This window comes from Kribbella sp. CA-245084, from assembly GCF_050942355.1.
Classification (GTDB): domain Bacteria; phylum Actinomycetota; class Actinomycetes; order Propionibacteriales; family Kribbellaceae; genus Kribbella.
The window spans coordinates 2,296,723-2,312,966 of the sequence record NZ_CP192053.1; the positions used below are offsets into that span (position 1 = coordinate 2,296,723).

The 16,244-nt window shown below is 67.1% G+C and carries 11 protein-coding genes; 4 read left to right on the forward strand and 7 right to left on the reverse strand.

Features of this window, described 5'->3' with window-relative positions; genetic code table 11:
• Positions 1-27 precede the first annotated feature (27 nt).
• The gene (locus ACQPYH_RS11265) at positions 28-1,836 is read left to right on the forward strand and encodes a sigma-54-dependent Fis family transcriptional regulator (RefSeq protein ID WP_432889802.1); all 1,809 of its coding nucleotides are present in this window, start codon (positions 28-30) and stop codon (positions 1,834-1,836) included.
• On the opposite strand, the gene ACQPYH_RS11270 is transcribed toward ACQPYH_RS11265, so the two are convergent.
• A complete protein-coding gene (locus tag ACQPYH_RS11270) occupies positions 1,837-2,301 on the reverse strand; it encodes a GNAT family N-acetyltransferase (RefSeq protein WP_432889804.1) in 465 nt (154 codons plus the stop codon).
• A 132-nt stretch (positions 2,302-2,433) separates the two neighbouring features.
• On the opposite strand from ACQPYH_RS11270, the gene ACQPYH_RS11275 reads away from it, so the two are divergent.
• Positions 2,434-2,997, forward strand: a complete 564-nt coding sequence (locus tag ACQPYH_RS11275) for a DinB family protein (RefSeq protein WP_432889806.1) — start codon at positions 2,434-2,436, stop codon at positions 2,995-2,997.
• Here ACQPYH_RS11275 and ACQPYH_RS11280 read toward each other — a convergent pair.
• The 5 genes from ACQPYH_RS11280 to ACQPYH_RS11300 form a co-directional block, all read right to left on the reverse strand.
• A complete protein-coding gene (locus ACQPYH_RS11280) occupies positions 2,988-4,742 on the reverse strand; it encodes an ABC transporter ATP-binding protein (protein ID WP_432889808.1) in 1,755 nt (584 codons plus the stop codon). The genes ACQPYH_RS11275 and ACQPYH_RS11280 overlap by 10 nt on opposite strands.
• A complete protein-coding gene (locus ACQPYH_RS11285; RefSeq protein WP_432889810.1) occupies positions 4,735-6,468 on the reverse strand; it encodes an ABC transporter ATP-binding protein in 1,734 nt (577 codons plus the stop codon). The genes ACQPYH_RS11280 and ACQPYH_RS11285 overlap by 8 nt, the downstream gene beginning before the upstream one ends.
• A gap of 65 nt (positions 6,469-6,533) precedes the next feature.
• Positions 6,534-7,610, reverse strand: a complete 1,077-nt coding sequence (locus tag ACQPYH_RS11290; RefSeq protein ID WP_432889812.1) for an RNA polymerase sigma factor — start codon at positions 7,608-7,610, stop codon at positions 6,534-6,536.
• Between the two features lie 51 nt (positions 7,611-7,661).
• A complete protein-coding gene (locus tag ACQPYH_RS11295; protein WP_432889814.1) occupies positions 7,662-8,450 on the reverse strand; it encodes a class I SAM-dependent methyltransferase in 789 nt (262 codons plus the stop codon).
• Between the two features lie 98 nt (positions 8,451-8,548).
• Complete coding sequence (locus ACQPYH_RS11300; protein WP_130445114.1) at positions 8,549-8,887, reverse strand: hypothetical protein; 339 nt, start codon at positions 8,885-8,887, stop codon at positions 8,549-8,551.
• A gap of 149 nt (positions 8,888-9,036) precedes the next feature.
• Here ACQPYH_RS11300 and ACQPYH_RS11305 point away from each other — a divergent pair, with 149 nt between their 5' ends.
• On the forward strand, positions 9,037-10,371 hold the full coding sequence (locus tag ACQPYH_RS11305) for an FAD-dependent oxidoreductase (protein WP_432889816.1): 1,335 nt from the start codon (positions 9,037-9,039) through the stop codon (positions 10,369-10,371).
• Here the strand turns inward: ACQPYH_RS11305 and ACQPYH_RS11310 are convergent.
• Complete coding sequence (locus ACQPYH_RS11310) at positions 10,349-11,146, reverse strand: ABC transporter substrate-binding protein (RefSeq protein ID WP_432889818.1); 798 nt, start codon at positions 11,144-11,146, stop codon at positions 10,349-10,351. The genes ACQPYH_RS11305 and ACQPYH_RS11310 overlap by 23 nt on opposite strands.
• Before the next feature lie 925 nt (positions 11,147-12,071).
• Between ACQPYH_RS11310 and ACQPYH_RS11315 the strand changes: the two genes are divergently transcribed.
• Positions 12,072-16,229 (forward strand): patatin-like protein, encoded by a 4,158-nt coding sequence (locus ACQPYH_RS11315; protein WP_432889820.1) that lies wholly within the window; start codon positions 12,072-12,074, stop codon positions 16,227-16,229.
• Positions 16,230-16,244: the final 15 nt, after the last annotated feature.

Consider the following 16,244-nt stretch of genomic DNA (forward strand, 5'->3'; position numbering starts at 1 on the left):
ACGGGACATGACCTGGTGGGAGGCCCCGTGGACGAACTCGCCCCCTCAACAGAGGACAACCGGCGGGCAGCTACGGCCCGGTTGAACTTCCTCACCCTCGATCCGGTCAAGCCGCAGGATGTCCGGCCGCCGATCCTTGCCTCCTGGGTACGGTCGCGGCGGTGGAATCTGCCGGCCGACCGGATCACGCTGCCGTACGTCGCCGATCCGGACCTCGACATCCCGTTGACCCGCAGCGCCGCGCCCGTACTGCGGCAACTGCACCAGAACCTCGACGGCCAGCCGATCAGCGTGATCCTCACCGACCGGACCGGCATGGTCCTGGAGCGGCTGACCGCCGACACCAACCTGGCCCGGTACCTGGACAAGGTTTTCCTGGCGCCGGGATTCAGCTACGCCGAGGAGTTCGCCGGCACGAACGGCATCGGCACCGCGCTCGAGGGCGGCGGGCCGATGCACGTGTTCGGTCACGAGCACTACGCCGAGGATCTCGAGGATCTCGCGTGTGCCGGCGTACCGATCAAGCATCCGGTCAACGGCAAGACGATCGGCGCGATCGATCTGACCTGCTGGCGCAAGGACGCCGGGTCGCTGCTGATGGCGCTCGCCAAGACGACGGCGGAGAACATCCGGGCCGCGCTGCTCAAGGACAGCTCCGCGCGGGAGCTCTCGCTGCTGCAGGCGTATCTGCAGAGTTCACGCCGGCTCGGCGACATGGTGATCGCGGTCGACGACGACCTGCTGCTGATGAACGCGAAGGCCGGTCTGTCGCTTGATGCGTCGGACCAGCGAGCCGTGATCGGCTATGCGGGCGAGATGCTGGCCCGCGGTACGACCGAGGCGATCGTGGCCGAGCTGCCGACCGGTTCCTGGGTCCGGATCATGTGCCGCCCGGTCTCTTCCGGCGGTCGTGGCGGCGGCGGAATCATTCAGGTCAGCCCGCACTCGCCAGGCGTCGGCGTTCGTACGCCGGCCACCGGGCATCGCCCGCCGCCGCGTCCTGTTCTTCCTGGGCTGGTGGGGCGTAGCGCGCCGTGGTTGGGCAGTAGCCGTGAAGTGGATAACGCGTGCCGGGCCGGCCAATGGGTCGTGCTGAGCGGCGAGCGGGGGACCGGCAAGGTCATGTTGGCGCGCGCCGCGCATCATCAGAACAACCCGGCCGGCTTGTTCCACGTTGTCGACGCTGCTCGGGTGGGCGACGGCTTCGTCGCCGAGCTGGAGTCCGAGCTGGCCGACGATTCGGTGCAGGCGTTGGTGATCCGGCACGTCGAGCGCCTGGACGCGAGCGGTGTCGATGCGACGATCGCGGCGCTGTACGACGTACTCGAACGCCGGCCGGCCGATCCGCCGTGGATCGCGCTTACCCTCACGTCCGACGACGCCGACACACCTGACCTTGGTGAGCTGCTGTCGCTCTTCCCGCTGACCGTCGAGGTGCCACCGCTGCGGCACCACATCGAGGATGTTCGCGAGCTGGTTCCGTACTTCCTCAACCAGTTGAGCCACGGCGAGCTGACGTGCGGGCCGGACGCCATGCAGCAACTGATGCGCTCCGCGTGGCCCGGCAACACCGCCGAGCTGTGCCAGATGCTCAAGCAGGTCGTCGTACGGCGTCGTCGTACCGGAGTGATCACGCCCGCGGACCTGCCGGCTCGCGCGCAGGCGATCAGCCGCCGCAGCCTCAGCCAGCTGGAAGCGCTCGAACGCGACGCGATCATTCGCAGCCTGATCGCGAACGACGGCCACAAGGGTCACGCCGCGAAGTCGCTCGGCATGTCCCGCGCCACCATCTACCGCAAGATCCACGACTACGGGATCCAGCCGCCGTCGACCTGATCACACGGTGCGGGTGACGACCCAGCGGTGCGGCGAGATCGGCCTCGTGCGTGTGAAACCGTGGTTCTCGAAGGCGGACATCGGGCCGGTGTGCAGGAATGAGCCGGACACTTTGCGGTCGTCGGTCTCCTCGGGGTAGCCCTCGACCACGCCTCCGCCGTACTGCGCGATCTGCGCCAGCGCGCCGCCGAGTGCAGCATCTGCGACGCCGCGGCCGCGCAATCCCTTGCCAGTGAAGAAGCAGGTGATCCGCCAGTCGGGCAGCGTTGTCAGGCCCTTCTCGTACAGCCGACGACTCTTCACTTCCGGCAACTCTTCAGGCGACCCGAACTGGCACCACCCCAAACATTTCTCACCCTCGAACACGAGTGCCGCATGCGTGTCCCCGCTATGAACCCGCGCTTCCTTCTCCTCACGATTCTGCTGCGCAGTCCGGCCCTTCCCGAGCTTCACATGAAACCCCATACACCAGCACCCACCCCACACCCCGTTGTTAGCCTCAACCAACTCAGCAAACGCCGCCCAGCTATCTGTGTCTAACGCCCGCACAGAAAACCCCATGTACACCCACCTCCGCTCACACCGTACTGTCCTGGGATGGCCATTGACTGGAACGCCGAGGTCGTCGACCAAATCGACACGCACTGGCAGGAGCGACTCCGCCCACGCCTCGAAGGCCTGAACGACGACGAGTACTTCTGGCAGCCGGTACCCAACTGCTGGACGCTCAGCCGCCGAGGCGAAAGCTCCGCGCCGATCTCGTTCGGCGCAGGCGAGTTCACCATGGACTACGCCGAGCCGCCCCACGACCCGGAACCCGTCACCACCATCGCCTGGCGCCTCGCCCACCTGATCGGCAGCTACGCCTCCACCAACGGCAAACGCTTCGGCCGCCCACCCACCACCATCTCAACCTACGAGTACCCCGGCACCGCCCAGGAAGCCCTCAACCAACTCGACGACCAGTACAACCACTGGCTGACCGGCGTCCGCAACCTAGGCACCGCCGGCCTCACCCAACCCCAAGGCGAACCCCCAGCCTTCGCCCAAGCCCCCGTAGCCAAACTCTTCCTCTACTCAAACGTAGAACTAATCCACCACGGCGCCGAAATCTCTCTCCTGCGCGATCTCTACCTACACAAGGGGTTTGGTCAGCGGTAGGCGGTGGCTTGTAGGTGGTAGAGGGCGGCGTAGGTTCCGTTGGATTTGATCAGTTGTTGGTGGGTGCCGGTTTCGAGGATTTTGCCGTTGGACAGTACGACGATCAGGTCGGCCATCGTGACGGTGGAGAAGCGGTGGGAGATGAGCAGGGTTACGGTTCCCGCGCGCTTCGCTTGCCCGGCGATCTGCTCGAAGAGTGCATGTTCGGTGGGTGGATCGAGTGCTGCGGTCGGCTCGTCGAAGATGATCAGTGAGGGATGGTCGCGCATCAGCCCGCGAGCTAGCGCGAGTTTCTGCCACTGTCCGCCGGAGAGATCGACGCCGTCGTCCCAGACCGAACCCAGTTGGGTGTCCAACCCGCGAGGAAGGATCGTGGGTACGTCGGTGGCGCCGGCTCGCTCCAGCGCCGCCAGCACGTTCTCATCGGTGATCCGGCTGAGGTCGGCGACGCCGACGGTCTCGCGGGCGAGGAACTCGAAAGTCGCGTAGTCCTGGTACGTACCGCTGACTCGTTGCCACCACGCTGGGATGTCAGCCAGGTCGATCCCATCGACGCTGATCGTTCCGCTGTCAGGCCGATAGAAGCCGCTGAGAAGCTTGACCAGGCTGGTCTTTCCGGCACCGTTTTCACCGACCAACGCGACGACCGAACCAGCCGGCAACTGCAGCGAAACGTTGTCGATCACCAGCCGATCGCTGCCCGGATAGGCAAACGACACGTTCTCGAGCTGAATGCCCCGCGACAAAGCGGCGGCAGTTTCGATTGTCGGTTGGTCGACAATTCGGGTTCGGTCCTGCAATGCGACCAGCCGGGTCGCGACCCGAAGTACCCAGAAGAACTGGCCGAGATAGGCGACGCCGTTGACGACAGCACCGCCCACAGACCCGGCAAGTCCGATCACCAGAACCACATCACCAGGCGTCGCAGTGCCGCGAACCGCATGCCAGATGATCAGCACAATCGCGCCCACAAACGCTGCAGCAGAGACCAGCGCGTCGAACGACTCCAGTACGGCGGCCTTGCGATCCGCGGTCTTGTGTACGCCGATGATCCGATCCGACACGCGGTGATGACGCGCCCGAAGCTCCGCGCCGAGGCCGAAGATCCGCAGTTCCTTGCCCGAGTTCGCGCTCGTCGCCACGTCGAAGAGATGGCGCCGCAGCCGCTCCGGTTCGCTCGTGGCCTCCTGCGCGGCGACCCGGAGATCTCTCGCGCGCCGGCTGATCACCAATGACACGAGCGCAACCGCGACGAGAATCAGCAGAATCGGATCCACCCGAGCCAGCAACACCGAGGTGACAACTAGTACGGCGGCCGCGCGGAGCAGACCGGCAACCGCGTTGACCATGCTCCCCAGGCCGTCGCGTTCCTCGCGGACCCGCTGCACCTCGTCCAGGTACTCCGGCTGCTCCCGCTGCGCGAGATCCGCCGTACCAAGCAACTCCATCAGCCGCTTGTCGGCGAGCGCCTGCGCTCGTTCGATCACCGAGAACACGCAGTCCACATAGAAGAACAGCGCCACGATGAAGGTGCCTACGGCAACCGCCAGCAGCCCGGCCGCGAGCAGACCGGTTTGCAGATCACCGTCGATCGCCGCATCCACGAGCACCTTCGCGCCGTACGCACCGACCGGTCCGCTCAGCTCGAAAACGACGCCAGTGATCAACTGCCAGATCGCCGCCCGCGGCGCGGCACTGAACCCGAACCCGAGGGCGACCCGGACGGCCCGCCACGTCCTACGCATCCGCGAACCGTTCCGCCTGCAGCCGGAACATGTACGCATACCGGCCGTCCGTGGCGAGCAATTCGTCGTGACTGCCGTCCTCGACGATGCCGCCGTCCGCCAGTACGACGATCCGCTCGGCCCGCCGTACGGTCGAGAACCGGTGCGAGATCACCACCGTTGTCAGCCCGGCAGTGAGCTCGAGGAACCGCTGGTACAGGTCAGCCTCTGCCCGTACGTCGAGGGCCGCGGTCGGCTCGTCCAGGATCAGCACCTGGGCACCGGTCTCGACGGCGTACAGCGCCCGGGCGAGCGCGATCCGTTGCCACTGTCCGCCCGAGAGGTCGACGCCACCCTCGTACTCGCGGGACAGAATCGTGTCCCACCCGTGGGGGAGCGACTCCACCAGCTCGATAGCGCCGGCCTTGACCGCCGCACGCAGCATCAGCTCGTCGGCATCGGACGCACCGAGCGCGACGTTGTCGCGAACCGACAGGTGATAGCGGGTGAAGTCCTGGAACAGCACCGCCACCTTCGACCGCCAGGCCGCCGGATCGAGTCCGTCCAGCGGCTGGCCGTCGACGGTGATGCTGCCCGCGGTTGGCTCGTAGAGGCGGCACAGCAGCTTGACCAGAGTCGTCTTGCCGCTGCCGTTGTCCCCGACGATCGCCAGCGACTGTCCGGCCGCGATCGTGAGATCTATCGGGCCAAGGGCATTCCGCTGGGTGCCCGGATAGCGGAACCCGACGCCGGAGAAACAGATCTCGCCCCGTGGAGCGTGCGCATCCTTTCCCGATGAGCCGTCGGCGATCAATCGCCCGTCGAGCTCCAACACCTTAGGTACCGAGACCGCGGCAAAGGCAAGGTGAGCATTGGCGTCACTGAAGGCCGGGTACCCGTTGGCCGTCGACAGCGCCTGCAGATAGACCGCGAGAGCACCCAGAGCGATATCGCCACGCGCGCCGGCGAAGGCGAGCAGCCCGTACGAGCCGAGGTTCAGCAGAACAATCGTCGTGGTGATCACGGACACCAGGAGCAGTCGCGGCCGACGTACCCGCCAGACCGGAATCATCGAGGCCTGCCACGTGGAATCGAACCGGTCGATGAGCCAGTCGAGCATTCCCCACAGCCGCAGTTCCTTCGCCGTCCCCGGGGCAAAGGCAAGATCACGCAGGTACTCCGCGCGACGCAGCGCCTGACTCTGGCCGTAGCCAAGCTGCCCGACCCGCACGTACTCGCGCTGCATCAGGTAGAACAACACCGGCCACGCAAGCAGCCATGCCACCCCGAGCCACCAATGGAAAGCGGACAGTACTGCGGCCGCGCCAAGGGCCTGCAGCGACGGCGCCAAGACCTCGGGCAACGCCTCCACGGCCCGACTCGGCCTGCTCGACTCCAGGCCGAGTCCGCGGGCGATGCGGATATCTGCCTGTACTGACGGGTCGTCCAGATGACCGATGCCCGGCGGCCTCGCCACAGCGGCCATCACGACTTCCTGCAGATGGCGATCGAGGTCGCGCCCCAGACCGGTCATCAGCAGACGCAGCAGCGGCTGCACGATCCGTTGCAGCAGGATCAGCCCGGCGACCACGCCGAGCAGCGTCAACGTACGTCGGCCGGACCCGGAGCTGAACCCGCCCTCAGCAGCCGCCGGGATCGACCCGATCAGCATCCCGGTGCAGACGGCGATCAGCACCGGCACAACCGCGGCGACCAACACCGCCGTACCCGCCACTCCTGACCGCACCGGCCCGAGCCTTACCACCAACCGGATCACGCCGGCGATACCGCGGAGTGCAGGAAAGTCCCTGGTCACGAGCGATCGGCGCGGACAAGGCGCCACTCGTCGCAGGTCAGCACCGCGTCGAAGCGCGCGTGCGACGTCATGCTCTCGTACGTCGTGTGCACCGCCGGGACGCCGTCGACCTCGATCTCGACGTACCCGCTGCGGCGGATCCTGGGATGGTCTTTCCAGAACTGCATACCTTCGGGCGAGAAGAGAGCCTGTGCCTCAAGGCTCGAGCTCATCAGGAACCCGCGTTGCGGGCAGTCCACTCGTCGCGTGTGCGTCCCGACTGGCGATCGCCCGCGCTCGAACGACACTGTGTGCTGATGCTCGGCGAGATGTTCGAAGACGTCAGTCCACAGCTCGTAGGCGTTGGCTGCCGTCCTTCGATACAGGCCGCGGAATCCGGTGACGCCGTACGCGCGCGTGACCTGCACCGTTTCGTCGACCCCGTAATGCCATGCCTGGCAGTGCGCGCAGCGAAGGTCGAGCCGGCGCTCCGGCCCGGTGAATCTCCCCAGCCACCTGCTCGACCCGCAGCCCGGGCACCAGATCGGAGTCTGTTGCCAGCCTCCGTCGTCCTCGGCGATCAGTCCGTGCGCGATCGCGTCGTCCTGGTACGTCGTGGTCAGAATCTTCCGCAGTGCCAGCTTGCCGCGCTGCAACCGCATTTGGACCGCGCCTTCGCTCAGCCCGAGCCGACCGGCCAGCTCGGCGATCGGCGTCTCCTCGACGAACCTGCGCACCAGCGCCTCACGCGTTTCATCGGGCAGCTCGCCGAGAGCGCGATCGAGCAGCTCGACCAGCTCCCGGCGTTCGAGCTCGGCCTCGATGTCGACGCTGCTCTCGGTCGCCTCGTCCTCGACCAACGCCAGATGCTCATGTGCACTCAGCCATCGCTTGCACAGGTTGCCGAGGATGACGAACACCCAACGGTCGACACCGGCCGGATCGTAGATTCGGCTCCGCAGCCGCCACGCTTCGTACAGCGCCTGCTGGGCGAGATCCTCGGCAGCCTCGGCGTCAACCCCGAGCCGCCGGGCACGCCCGACCAGCCGGCCCCGGAGACCCGGCAGCAGTTCGTCCCACGACAGCGATGTCATACCCCTTCATCATGGAACAGCCGCCGGACCTCACGCACTTTCCGGGATTTCTCAGGTCGACACGATCAGGACGAGGGAGCCGTCGAAGTGGGATTGGTTGCGGAGGGTGCCGTGGTTGGTGTCCCAGGTGCCGTTGGCCAGGTCTTGGGTCAGGTGGGATTCGAAGCGGGTGTGGACTTCCGGGGGTACGAAGCTCCAGGCGGAGTTGGCTTTGCGGGCGCCGGGATCGAGTAGGCGTTCGGGGCGGCCGTAGTACGCCTCGCCGAAGCCGTCGGTGCAGAGGAGGGGGATGGGCAGCGACATGACCATGCCGCCGCCGAGGGCGGACACGATCGTGTCGACGGGTGGGTAGCGGCCGGCCTCGACGTCGATGGCTTCGGGCGCGTACTCGTACAGCCAGAACTTCTGCAGGAGCGTCGGATCGCAGGTCAGTACGACGACGGGGCCGCGGGTGACCCGGCGTACCTCGGCCAGGCCGGCGCTCAGATCGGGCCACTGGTGCACGGTGAACGTCGCCATCGCGGCATCGAAAGTGTTGTCGTCGAAGGGCAGGTCCTCCGCCGTCGCGTCGACCGCCTCGACCCGGTCGGCCGGTCGCTGCGCACGCATCTGCGCCGACGGCTCGACCGCGGTCACCTCGAGATCACGCGGCTCGTACGACCCCGCCCCGGCGCCGACGTTGAGGACGGTCCGTACGTCGCCGAGCGCGTCCCGAATAGCCGCCTCGATCTGCGGCTCAGGCTGCCGGTACGACGTGTAGCCGCCACCGATCCGCCCGTAATCCGCGTCCCCCGCACTCCCGTCCGCCGACCGCCCTGCCGTTCCCTGGTGGCTGCTCATCAGGCTCCTTTGCAGGTGAGTTCCTAGCAAAGACCCTACGGCAGAACCAGGGATACCAGTGGTCTACAAATCAGACCACTGGTATCGCTGGTCACCCCTCACACGCGGCGGGAGTGTTTTCTTGACCGGTGGAGTTGCCAGGTGGGGAGGAGCAGTAGTTCGTCCTGGTTCGACCGGTCGTCGGGGTTACTTCGGAGGTAGCGGGTGATGCCGTCGGAGTTCACCCGGACGCGGGGGCCTCGGGTGCCGTCGCTGCGGCGGACGAAGGCGCGGCCGGCGCCTCGGTCGAGCCACTGGACGAAGTCGGCGAGCGACGACTCCTCCGGGTCGAGGCTGCCGGGGTCCCACCGCACGGCAGCGATGTGCTTGAGGTCGGGGTCGCCATTCAGCCCGACCGCGGTCACGTACAGGGTCGTGTAACTCGCCAAGCTGGCCATCGAACGGTTCCTTCGGCGTACGCGGAGAAGTCAGGGTTTCTCCACCTCGGAGGCTAGCCGTCGGTCATCGCCTTGTGAAGTGAGTCTCAAAGTATGTCAAAATCCGTCATTTTGACTAGGTTAGGCTTACCTAACTTATGGAGTGAATCGTGACGGACCCTCGGGTCGCCGTGGTCGGTGCCGGCCCGGCTGGAATCTATGCCGCTGACATTCTCGCCCAGGAGCATCCCCGGGTGCTGGTCGATCTCATCGAGCGGCTGCCGGCGCCGTTCGGACTGGTGCGGTACGGCGTTGCGCCGGACCATCCCCGGATCAAGGAGATCATCAAGGCGCTGCACAGGGTCGTGAACCGCGATCGGATCCGGTTTGTCGGAAACGTTGCCTACGGCACCGATCTGAAGCTCGACGATCTGCGCCGGCACTACGACGCCGTCATCTTTGCCACCGGCGCGATGGCGGACCGATCGCTCGACATCCCGGGGGTCGAGCTGCCGGGCAGCCACGGCGCCGCGGACTTCGTCAGCTGGTACGCCGGGCATCCCGACGTACCGCGTGATTGGCCGCTGGATGCTCGCGAGGTCGCGGTCATCGGTGCGGGCAACGTCGCGCTCGACATCGCCCGGATGCTCGCCAAGCCGGCCGACGAGCAGCTGAGTACCGAGATCGCGGACAACGTCTACCAGGGCCTCAAGCTCAATCAAGCGACCGACGTCCACGTCTTCGCGCGGCGCGGTCCGGCGCAGATCAAGTTCACGCCGATGGAGTTGCGGGAGCTGTCCCACTCACCGTCGGTCGACGTGATCGTGCATCCCGAGGGCTTCGAGATTGACGACGCGAGCCAGGCCGCGATCAGCTCGAGCAAGAGCACCCGGCTCGTCGTCGACACGCTGCTCAAGCATCTCGACGCCGAACCGACGGGCGCGCCGCACCGGATCCACATCCACCTGTGCCAGTCGCCGATCGAGATCCTCGGCACCGACCGGGTCGAAGGTCTACGCACCGAGCGGATGCAGCTCCAAGGCGACGGCACGGTCAAGGGCACGGGCGAGTACGTCGATACTCCCGTTCAGGCCGTGTACCGCGCGGTCGGCTATCTCTCCTCGCACCTGCCGGAGATCCCGTTCGACCACCACGCCGGCGTGATCGCCAACGACCGCGGCCGGGTGCTCGACCTGGACGGCGTACCGCTGCCGGGGCTGTATGTGACCGGCTGGATCAAGCGCGGGCCGGTCGGTCTCATCGGTCACACGAAGTCGGATGCCGCGGAGACGATCGCCAGTCTGCTGCAGGACCTCGACCAGTTGCCGGCGCCGGAGATCAGCGACCCGGCCGCGATCCTCGAGCATCTCCCCGGGCCCGTCGTCGATGTGGCCGGCTGGGCCCGGCTCGATGCCCACGAGATCGCGCTGGGTCAGGCCCAGGGTCGCGAGCGGGTGAAGGTCGTGCCTCGCGACGAGATGCTCAACGCTGCGCGAGGCCGTTGATGAAGGACGCTGCCGCTCCGTAGGTCAGCGGCGGCTCCGGGTTCCACGGCAGCACGTTGCCCGCGCGTACGCCGGGCACCTCGGACCAGCCCGGGATCGTGGCCAGACGATCTGCGCCGAGCGAGTTCGGGCGCTGGTCGTACAGGACGATGTCGGCGGGGTGCTTGGCCGCGAGCTCGTCCCACTTGACGACCTCCCAGCCGCCCGCGGTGGTGGTCGGGGTGAACTGCACTCCGGCGTCGGCGAGCATGCGAAGGCTTGGCCAGTACGCAGGGTTCGCCACGTACGCGTCGGTGTCGGTGCCGCCGGACATGGCGACCACCCGCAGCTCGGTCGGCGCCGATGCCAGGTCCGTGGCGGGATCCTGTACGTCGGCCCCGAGCGCCCCGGCCAGTTCATGGAAGCGCTGGATGACGGAGTCGAGCGTCCGGTCCCCGGCGATGCCGATCGCGAGGATCGGCGCGAGCTCGGCGACCTTGGCGGCAACGCCTTCCGAGAGGCCGTACACCTCGCCGCCGTACGTAACGCTCACCACGAGATCGGGATCGAGGGACTTGACTAGATCCTCGTCGACGGCGTCACCGCCACCGACGTACGGCAGGTCCAGCCCGACCGTCGCGCCGCTGTCCGCGTGATGCTGCGAGCCGAAGTAGCCCACGACCGGTACGCCGAGACTCACGAGCGTCTGCGCTGCCTGGGCGTAGGCCAGCACCCGGGCCGGCCGACTCCCCGTCTCGATGTGCTGCTCACGATCGTCGTCGAACGACCAAGTCATCCGGGCACCATCCCTCTCGTCGAGCCGATCCGCAGTCCCATCATCGCCACGCCGTCACGCACCGAAACCTCGAGACGAATCCGCGACAGCCACCAGACACTAAAGAAAGAGCAAAGAAGAGGAAAGAAAGAAAAGAGATCTGAGGTAGTGGATAGATTTGGTGGTCAGCCGCAAGTTTGACTGTGCACACCAGGGAGGGGCCGACGCCGTGTAGACAATCCTCCGGCGGCCCATCGAAGCTCGCCACTACTCTAAATCTTTCTTTGAGGGCTATTCAGAAGTGCTGGGTGAGTCCGCGTGGTGGAGGCGCGGTGGGATGCCGGGAAGAGCTTGAAGACCAAGCCTGCCCCGACACCAGCCGGATCCGGTGTCGGGTTCGTCGAGTCGTGGGTTCTGGCGATATTTTGCAGCCACTGTCCACGACTCGGCGTACCGGCTTAGGGCCCTTCTCCACGACTCGGCGAACCAGCGCCGGTCGGGCATCTGCCAGGTCTGTGCGATCCGGCTGGTTGGTCTGCATCTGGACAGGACGTGTGCCTCTAACGGCGGGCCCCGGGCCCTCGGGTACGCCTGAGACCGAGCCCGACACCATTACACCTCCTGACGAGTTGCAGATCTGAGGGGCCAAACCCAACGCGCCCTGAGTTCAGGGGAAGTCGGAGATTTCGGTCGCCGGACGGCCGGATGGCACCTGCCGACTGACACTGGACCGCCGGACCCAGCCGTGCACCCAACTGCCACTCTATCTTTCGTCTTTCCGTTTCTTTCTTGTACTTTCTCTTCAGAGCTTCTGAATAACCCTCTTTTCTTTCTCTAATTCTATTTTCTTCTGTGCTCTACTGTGCCGGAGGCGCCGGGGCGTACCATCCCGGCAGGGGCCGGTGAGCGATCCAGGGGTGGGCGCGGGGACCGGTGGGGGGAAGTCATGGTGCAAGAGAACGAGGCACCGGAGGAGATCCGGTTCGCCGTCGTGATGAACGGTGGCGTCAGCCTCGCGGTCTGGATGGGCGGCGTTGTACGCGAGATCGACCGCCTGACCCACGGCAAGGGGCCGTACGGGCGATTGCTCGGGCTGCTCGACGTCAAGGCGCGGGCCGACGTCATCGCCGGTACGTCGGCCGGCGGGATCAACGGCGCGGCGCTCGCGCTCGGCCAGGTGAACAAGCACGCCGACGTCGGCCTGATGCGGGATCTGTGGTCGGAGCAGGGGCGGATGGAAGCTCTGCTGCAGCGGCCGTTCAAGGGATCGCCGGCGTCGTTGCTGCGGGGTGACGAGTACTTCTTGCCCAAGCTGTACGAGGCGATGAAGCAACTGTGCGCCGGGTGGGAGGCGACCGAGCCGGCCGATCATCCGATCGAGCTCATCCTGACCACGACGTTGTTGCATGGTGCCAGGATCGTGACGGTCGATGCGTTGGGCCAGCAGTTGCCGCAGATGTTGCATGAGGGCACGTTCACGTTCCGCCGCGGCGAGGCGGGCGCGGGGGACTTCGAGCTTGGTGAAGACCACAAGCTCGCGGCGGCGCTGGCGATGGCGGCTCGTTGTACGGCGGGATTCCCGGTCGCGTTCGAGCCGTGTTTTGTCCCGGCGCGCAGTGCTCCGGGCGCGGCGGTCGGCACGGCGTACGAACAGCCGTATGACCTGGCCGATCCGAGCCGCCGGCCGGACCTTGGCGACTACGTGTCCTGGAGAACGGCGGGTCCGAGGGAGGCGCTGCCGCCGGACAGGTCCCGGTACGCGATGGATGGCGGCCTGCTGGCCAACACCCCGACGAAGCCCGCGCTCGATGCGGTCGCCGCGATGCCGGCGAGTGGGTTGGTGCAGCGGGTGATGCTGCTCGTGTATCCGCATGCTCCGACGAATCGCCCGGATCCGCCCGACCGCGTCGAGGAGCCGCCCACGGTGACGGGCGCGCTGACCGGCGTACTGGGTGCGTTGTTGAGTCAGGGCAACCGGACGTTCGTCAACGAGGTCGTCAAGCACAACGAGGCCGCGACCGCGCGGCGTGGGACTCGGCTCGACATCATGGGCAGCGTCAGTACGCCGGACGAGCTGCGGCGGCTGGCGAAGTGTGTGTTCGAGCAGTACCGCAACCAGCGGATCCGGCGGGCGGCGCGCGATCTTGCTGCGCGGGTCGAGGCGCCGGTGGACTGGTCGTTGCGGCGGATCGGCAAGGCGGTGGAGACGGCCCAGCGGGAGTGGGCTGTGCCGGACGTTCGGTCGCTGCCGTACGTGCCGCAGTACCTGCCGACGGAGGCGGACGAGCGGGAAACCTATTGGCGGTGGGGGATCACGGCGGGGCTCGATCTCGCGGATGCCGCGATGGACCTGATGTACCGGCTGATCAGTGTGACGTCCGATGCGTCGACGCGTCGGGAGCTTGCCGGCGCACGCGAGCAGGTGAGCAAAGCCCGAACCGACCTGCGCGGCGTCCGCGACCGCATCGACAAACCGTGGATGGAGGACCGGGTGCTGAGCACACTCCGCCCCGGCACCGAGTACTGGACCCTCCGCCTGGCGCACTACGCCCGATCGATGCTCAACGACGAGAGCCGGGTAGAGGCCGCCGAGCAAGCAGTCCTACAAACCGAACACGTCGAAGAGCAGCCACCACGAGCCCAACCCGATCGCCGCACACCATTCGAGCGCCGACAAGCCGAGCTCCGCGCAAGACTCAGAGGCTGGCGCCCCCGCCCCGGACCTGCCCCCGGCGCTGCACCCGATGCTCACGGCAGTGGGCCTGAGGCCACCCCCGGCGCCGACGGCGGCGCCGGGGAAGCTCCCCCGGGGACCTCAGGCCAGCAGGCCGAGGTTCCGGCTCGCGTTGTTGAGTTGCGTGGGGCCTTCGCGCGGTTGCGGCGTAGCCCGGCGGGGGTTCTTGGTGTGGAGGCGGAGGGGGCCGTGGAGCTGGTTGTGGACGCGGTGGCGGGGAGTTTGGGGGTGTTGGGGAATGTTGCTGAGGGCATCGCTAAGACGGCTGGGTTGTCGCCTTGGCAGACCGTGTTCGCGGACCCGTCCATGTCGTCGTACGACGGACCGGACGCGCAGACTCGGGTGCTCGCGCGCATGCTCTGGCTGCACGTAGTGTCCTGGACGCTTGCTGATGAGTCCGGGGCAGCGAGTAGTCAACCGGTCGAGCTGGTGCAGCTCTCGCTGCAAGCCAGGAACGACTTCGCCACCCAGTCGATCACGGCCGACGACAAGGTCGGCGGGATGTCGCTGAACCGTTTCGGCGGCTTCCTCAAACGCTCGTGGCGGATGAACGACTGGGCCTGGGGCCGCATGGACGCCGCAACCACGCTCTGCCAAACCATCCTGTCGCCAGAACGCCTGCGTCGGCGCGCGATCCAGCGCAGCCAAGGCGCGCACCCGGAACAGCCGCACGAGTTCGTAGACACCATGGTGGCCGAGCTCTTCGACGGCCCCTGCCCCGAGTTCCTGGAAGACCTCGCGACCAGGGCAGCGATCGAGCTGATCCCGGTGTACGACGTCCAACAGCAAGACCTGCCCGCCAGCCTGCCGAACCTGTCAGCGCTGGCCGCCTGGGCCGTGCACCTGCGCGCGATCGTCGAAGAGCTCCCGTCCATCGAATCCGCCGTGACGGCCGACCGCGTCGACCGCGCGAACCCGGACTCGAAAGGCGAACTGTTCCTCATCCAGAACAAGCTGCTGCTCGACCGGGTCAAGACAACGCCCACCCCGGCAGAGGACACCCGCTTGACGCCGGCCGAGGTCGACCTCGGTCGCGAGGCGCTCCGTGCCTTCGACCGTGCCGGCATCGGTCGCGAGCCGCTCGACGAAGAAGCCCGCAGCGACCAGTTGATCCGTACGGCGGCCACTGCCGCGAGCGTCGCGGTAACCGTCGCCGACAGCAACCGATCCGGCCTCTCGGCGATCAAGCCGATCACGCGAGCCCTGCGCGGCGGCATGATGATGCCCTACTGGACTGTCATCGGTCTGGCGGGCGGAGGAACCATCGCCCGCTTCCTGGCGCAGTTCGCACTCGCGTCGGGCGCTCTCTTGCTAGCCCTATCCCTGTTCGGCGTCATCGGGGGATGGGCAGCCGGGCCTGCCACTGCGATCGGCGTCGGCGCGCTGCTGACCGCCTTCGGGTACGCCGCCGCGCGTACGGGCACGCTGCTGCACAGCGTCGTACTGCTGACACCCGTGATTCCACTGATCGCGTTCGCGGCGGACGGTTGGGTCGCGGGAGACAAGACCGGGCGGAACCACGCACTCGCGGTGGCAGGCACGATCGTCGCGCTCGCACTCGCGCTGATGTTCCTCGGCAGTCTGCCGTCGCAGGTCCGGAGCCCCGTCTCGACCCTGTACCGCGCGCTGGACGGCTTGGTGAAGAAGTACCTCGGCGTGACGCCGTCGGAGTTGCTGCCACTCCCACGCTTCGTACTGCGGCTGCTCGCCGGTATCGCGTGGATCGTGGTGGTCGTGGTCGGGCTCGCGGTTGTTGCCGCAGGCGCCTACGGCCTTGCCCAGTTGGTGTTCTGGATCGACCGTCACGCAGTCGAGTGGAAGAACGATCGAGCCTTGCTGGTCCTCGTCGCGATCGCGTTCGTAGCGGTCGGCCTCGCGGTCGGGTACTTCGCCGGCTGGTGGTTGCGCTGCTGGGCGGACCAGAGCACGACGGGGGTCCCGCAGTACAAAATCAGCGCCGTCCGCAACGCGAGCGGCGTCGCGGCCACGTGGTCCGTCATCTACGGGACCTGCTACGCGATCGTTGCCGTCGGCCTCATTTGGTGGTGGCCGGCCAAACCGGACTGGGTCTGGCGATCCGCGCTGGCCACCGCCGTCGTGTTCGCTCTGGTCCTGCTGTTCGTGGTACCGCTCGTGGTTCTCCTCGGATCGGTCCGCGCGATCGGCCAACGTCTGGCTGCGGATGCCCGCTGCGCGGTGATCGCCTGGCCGGCGACGTCCGCGGACGAGCCCGAGGTCGTCGCCCTGCTGTGGCGCCTCGACGTGCGCTTCCGCTGTCTGCTCGCAACCTCGGCTCCGAACGAGCTTCGCCTGACCGGCCGTGGGCGCGCGCTGCGTACCAAGATCGACACCCTGCTCGCCGAGACCTGACACATCGGAGGAGAC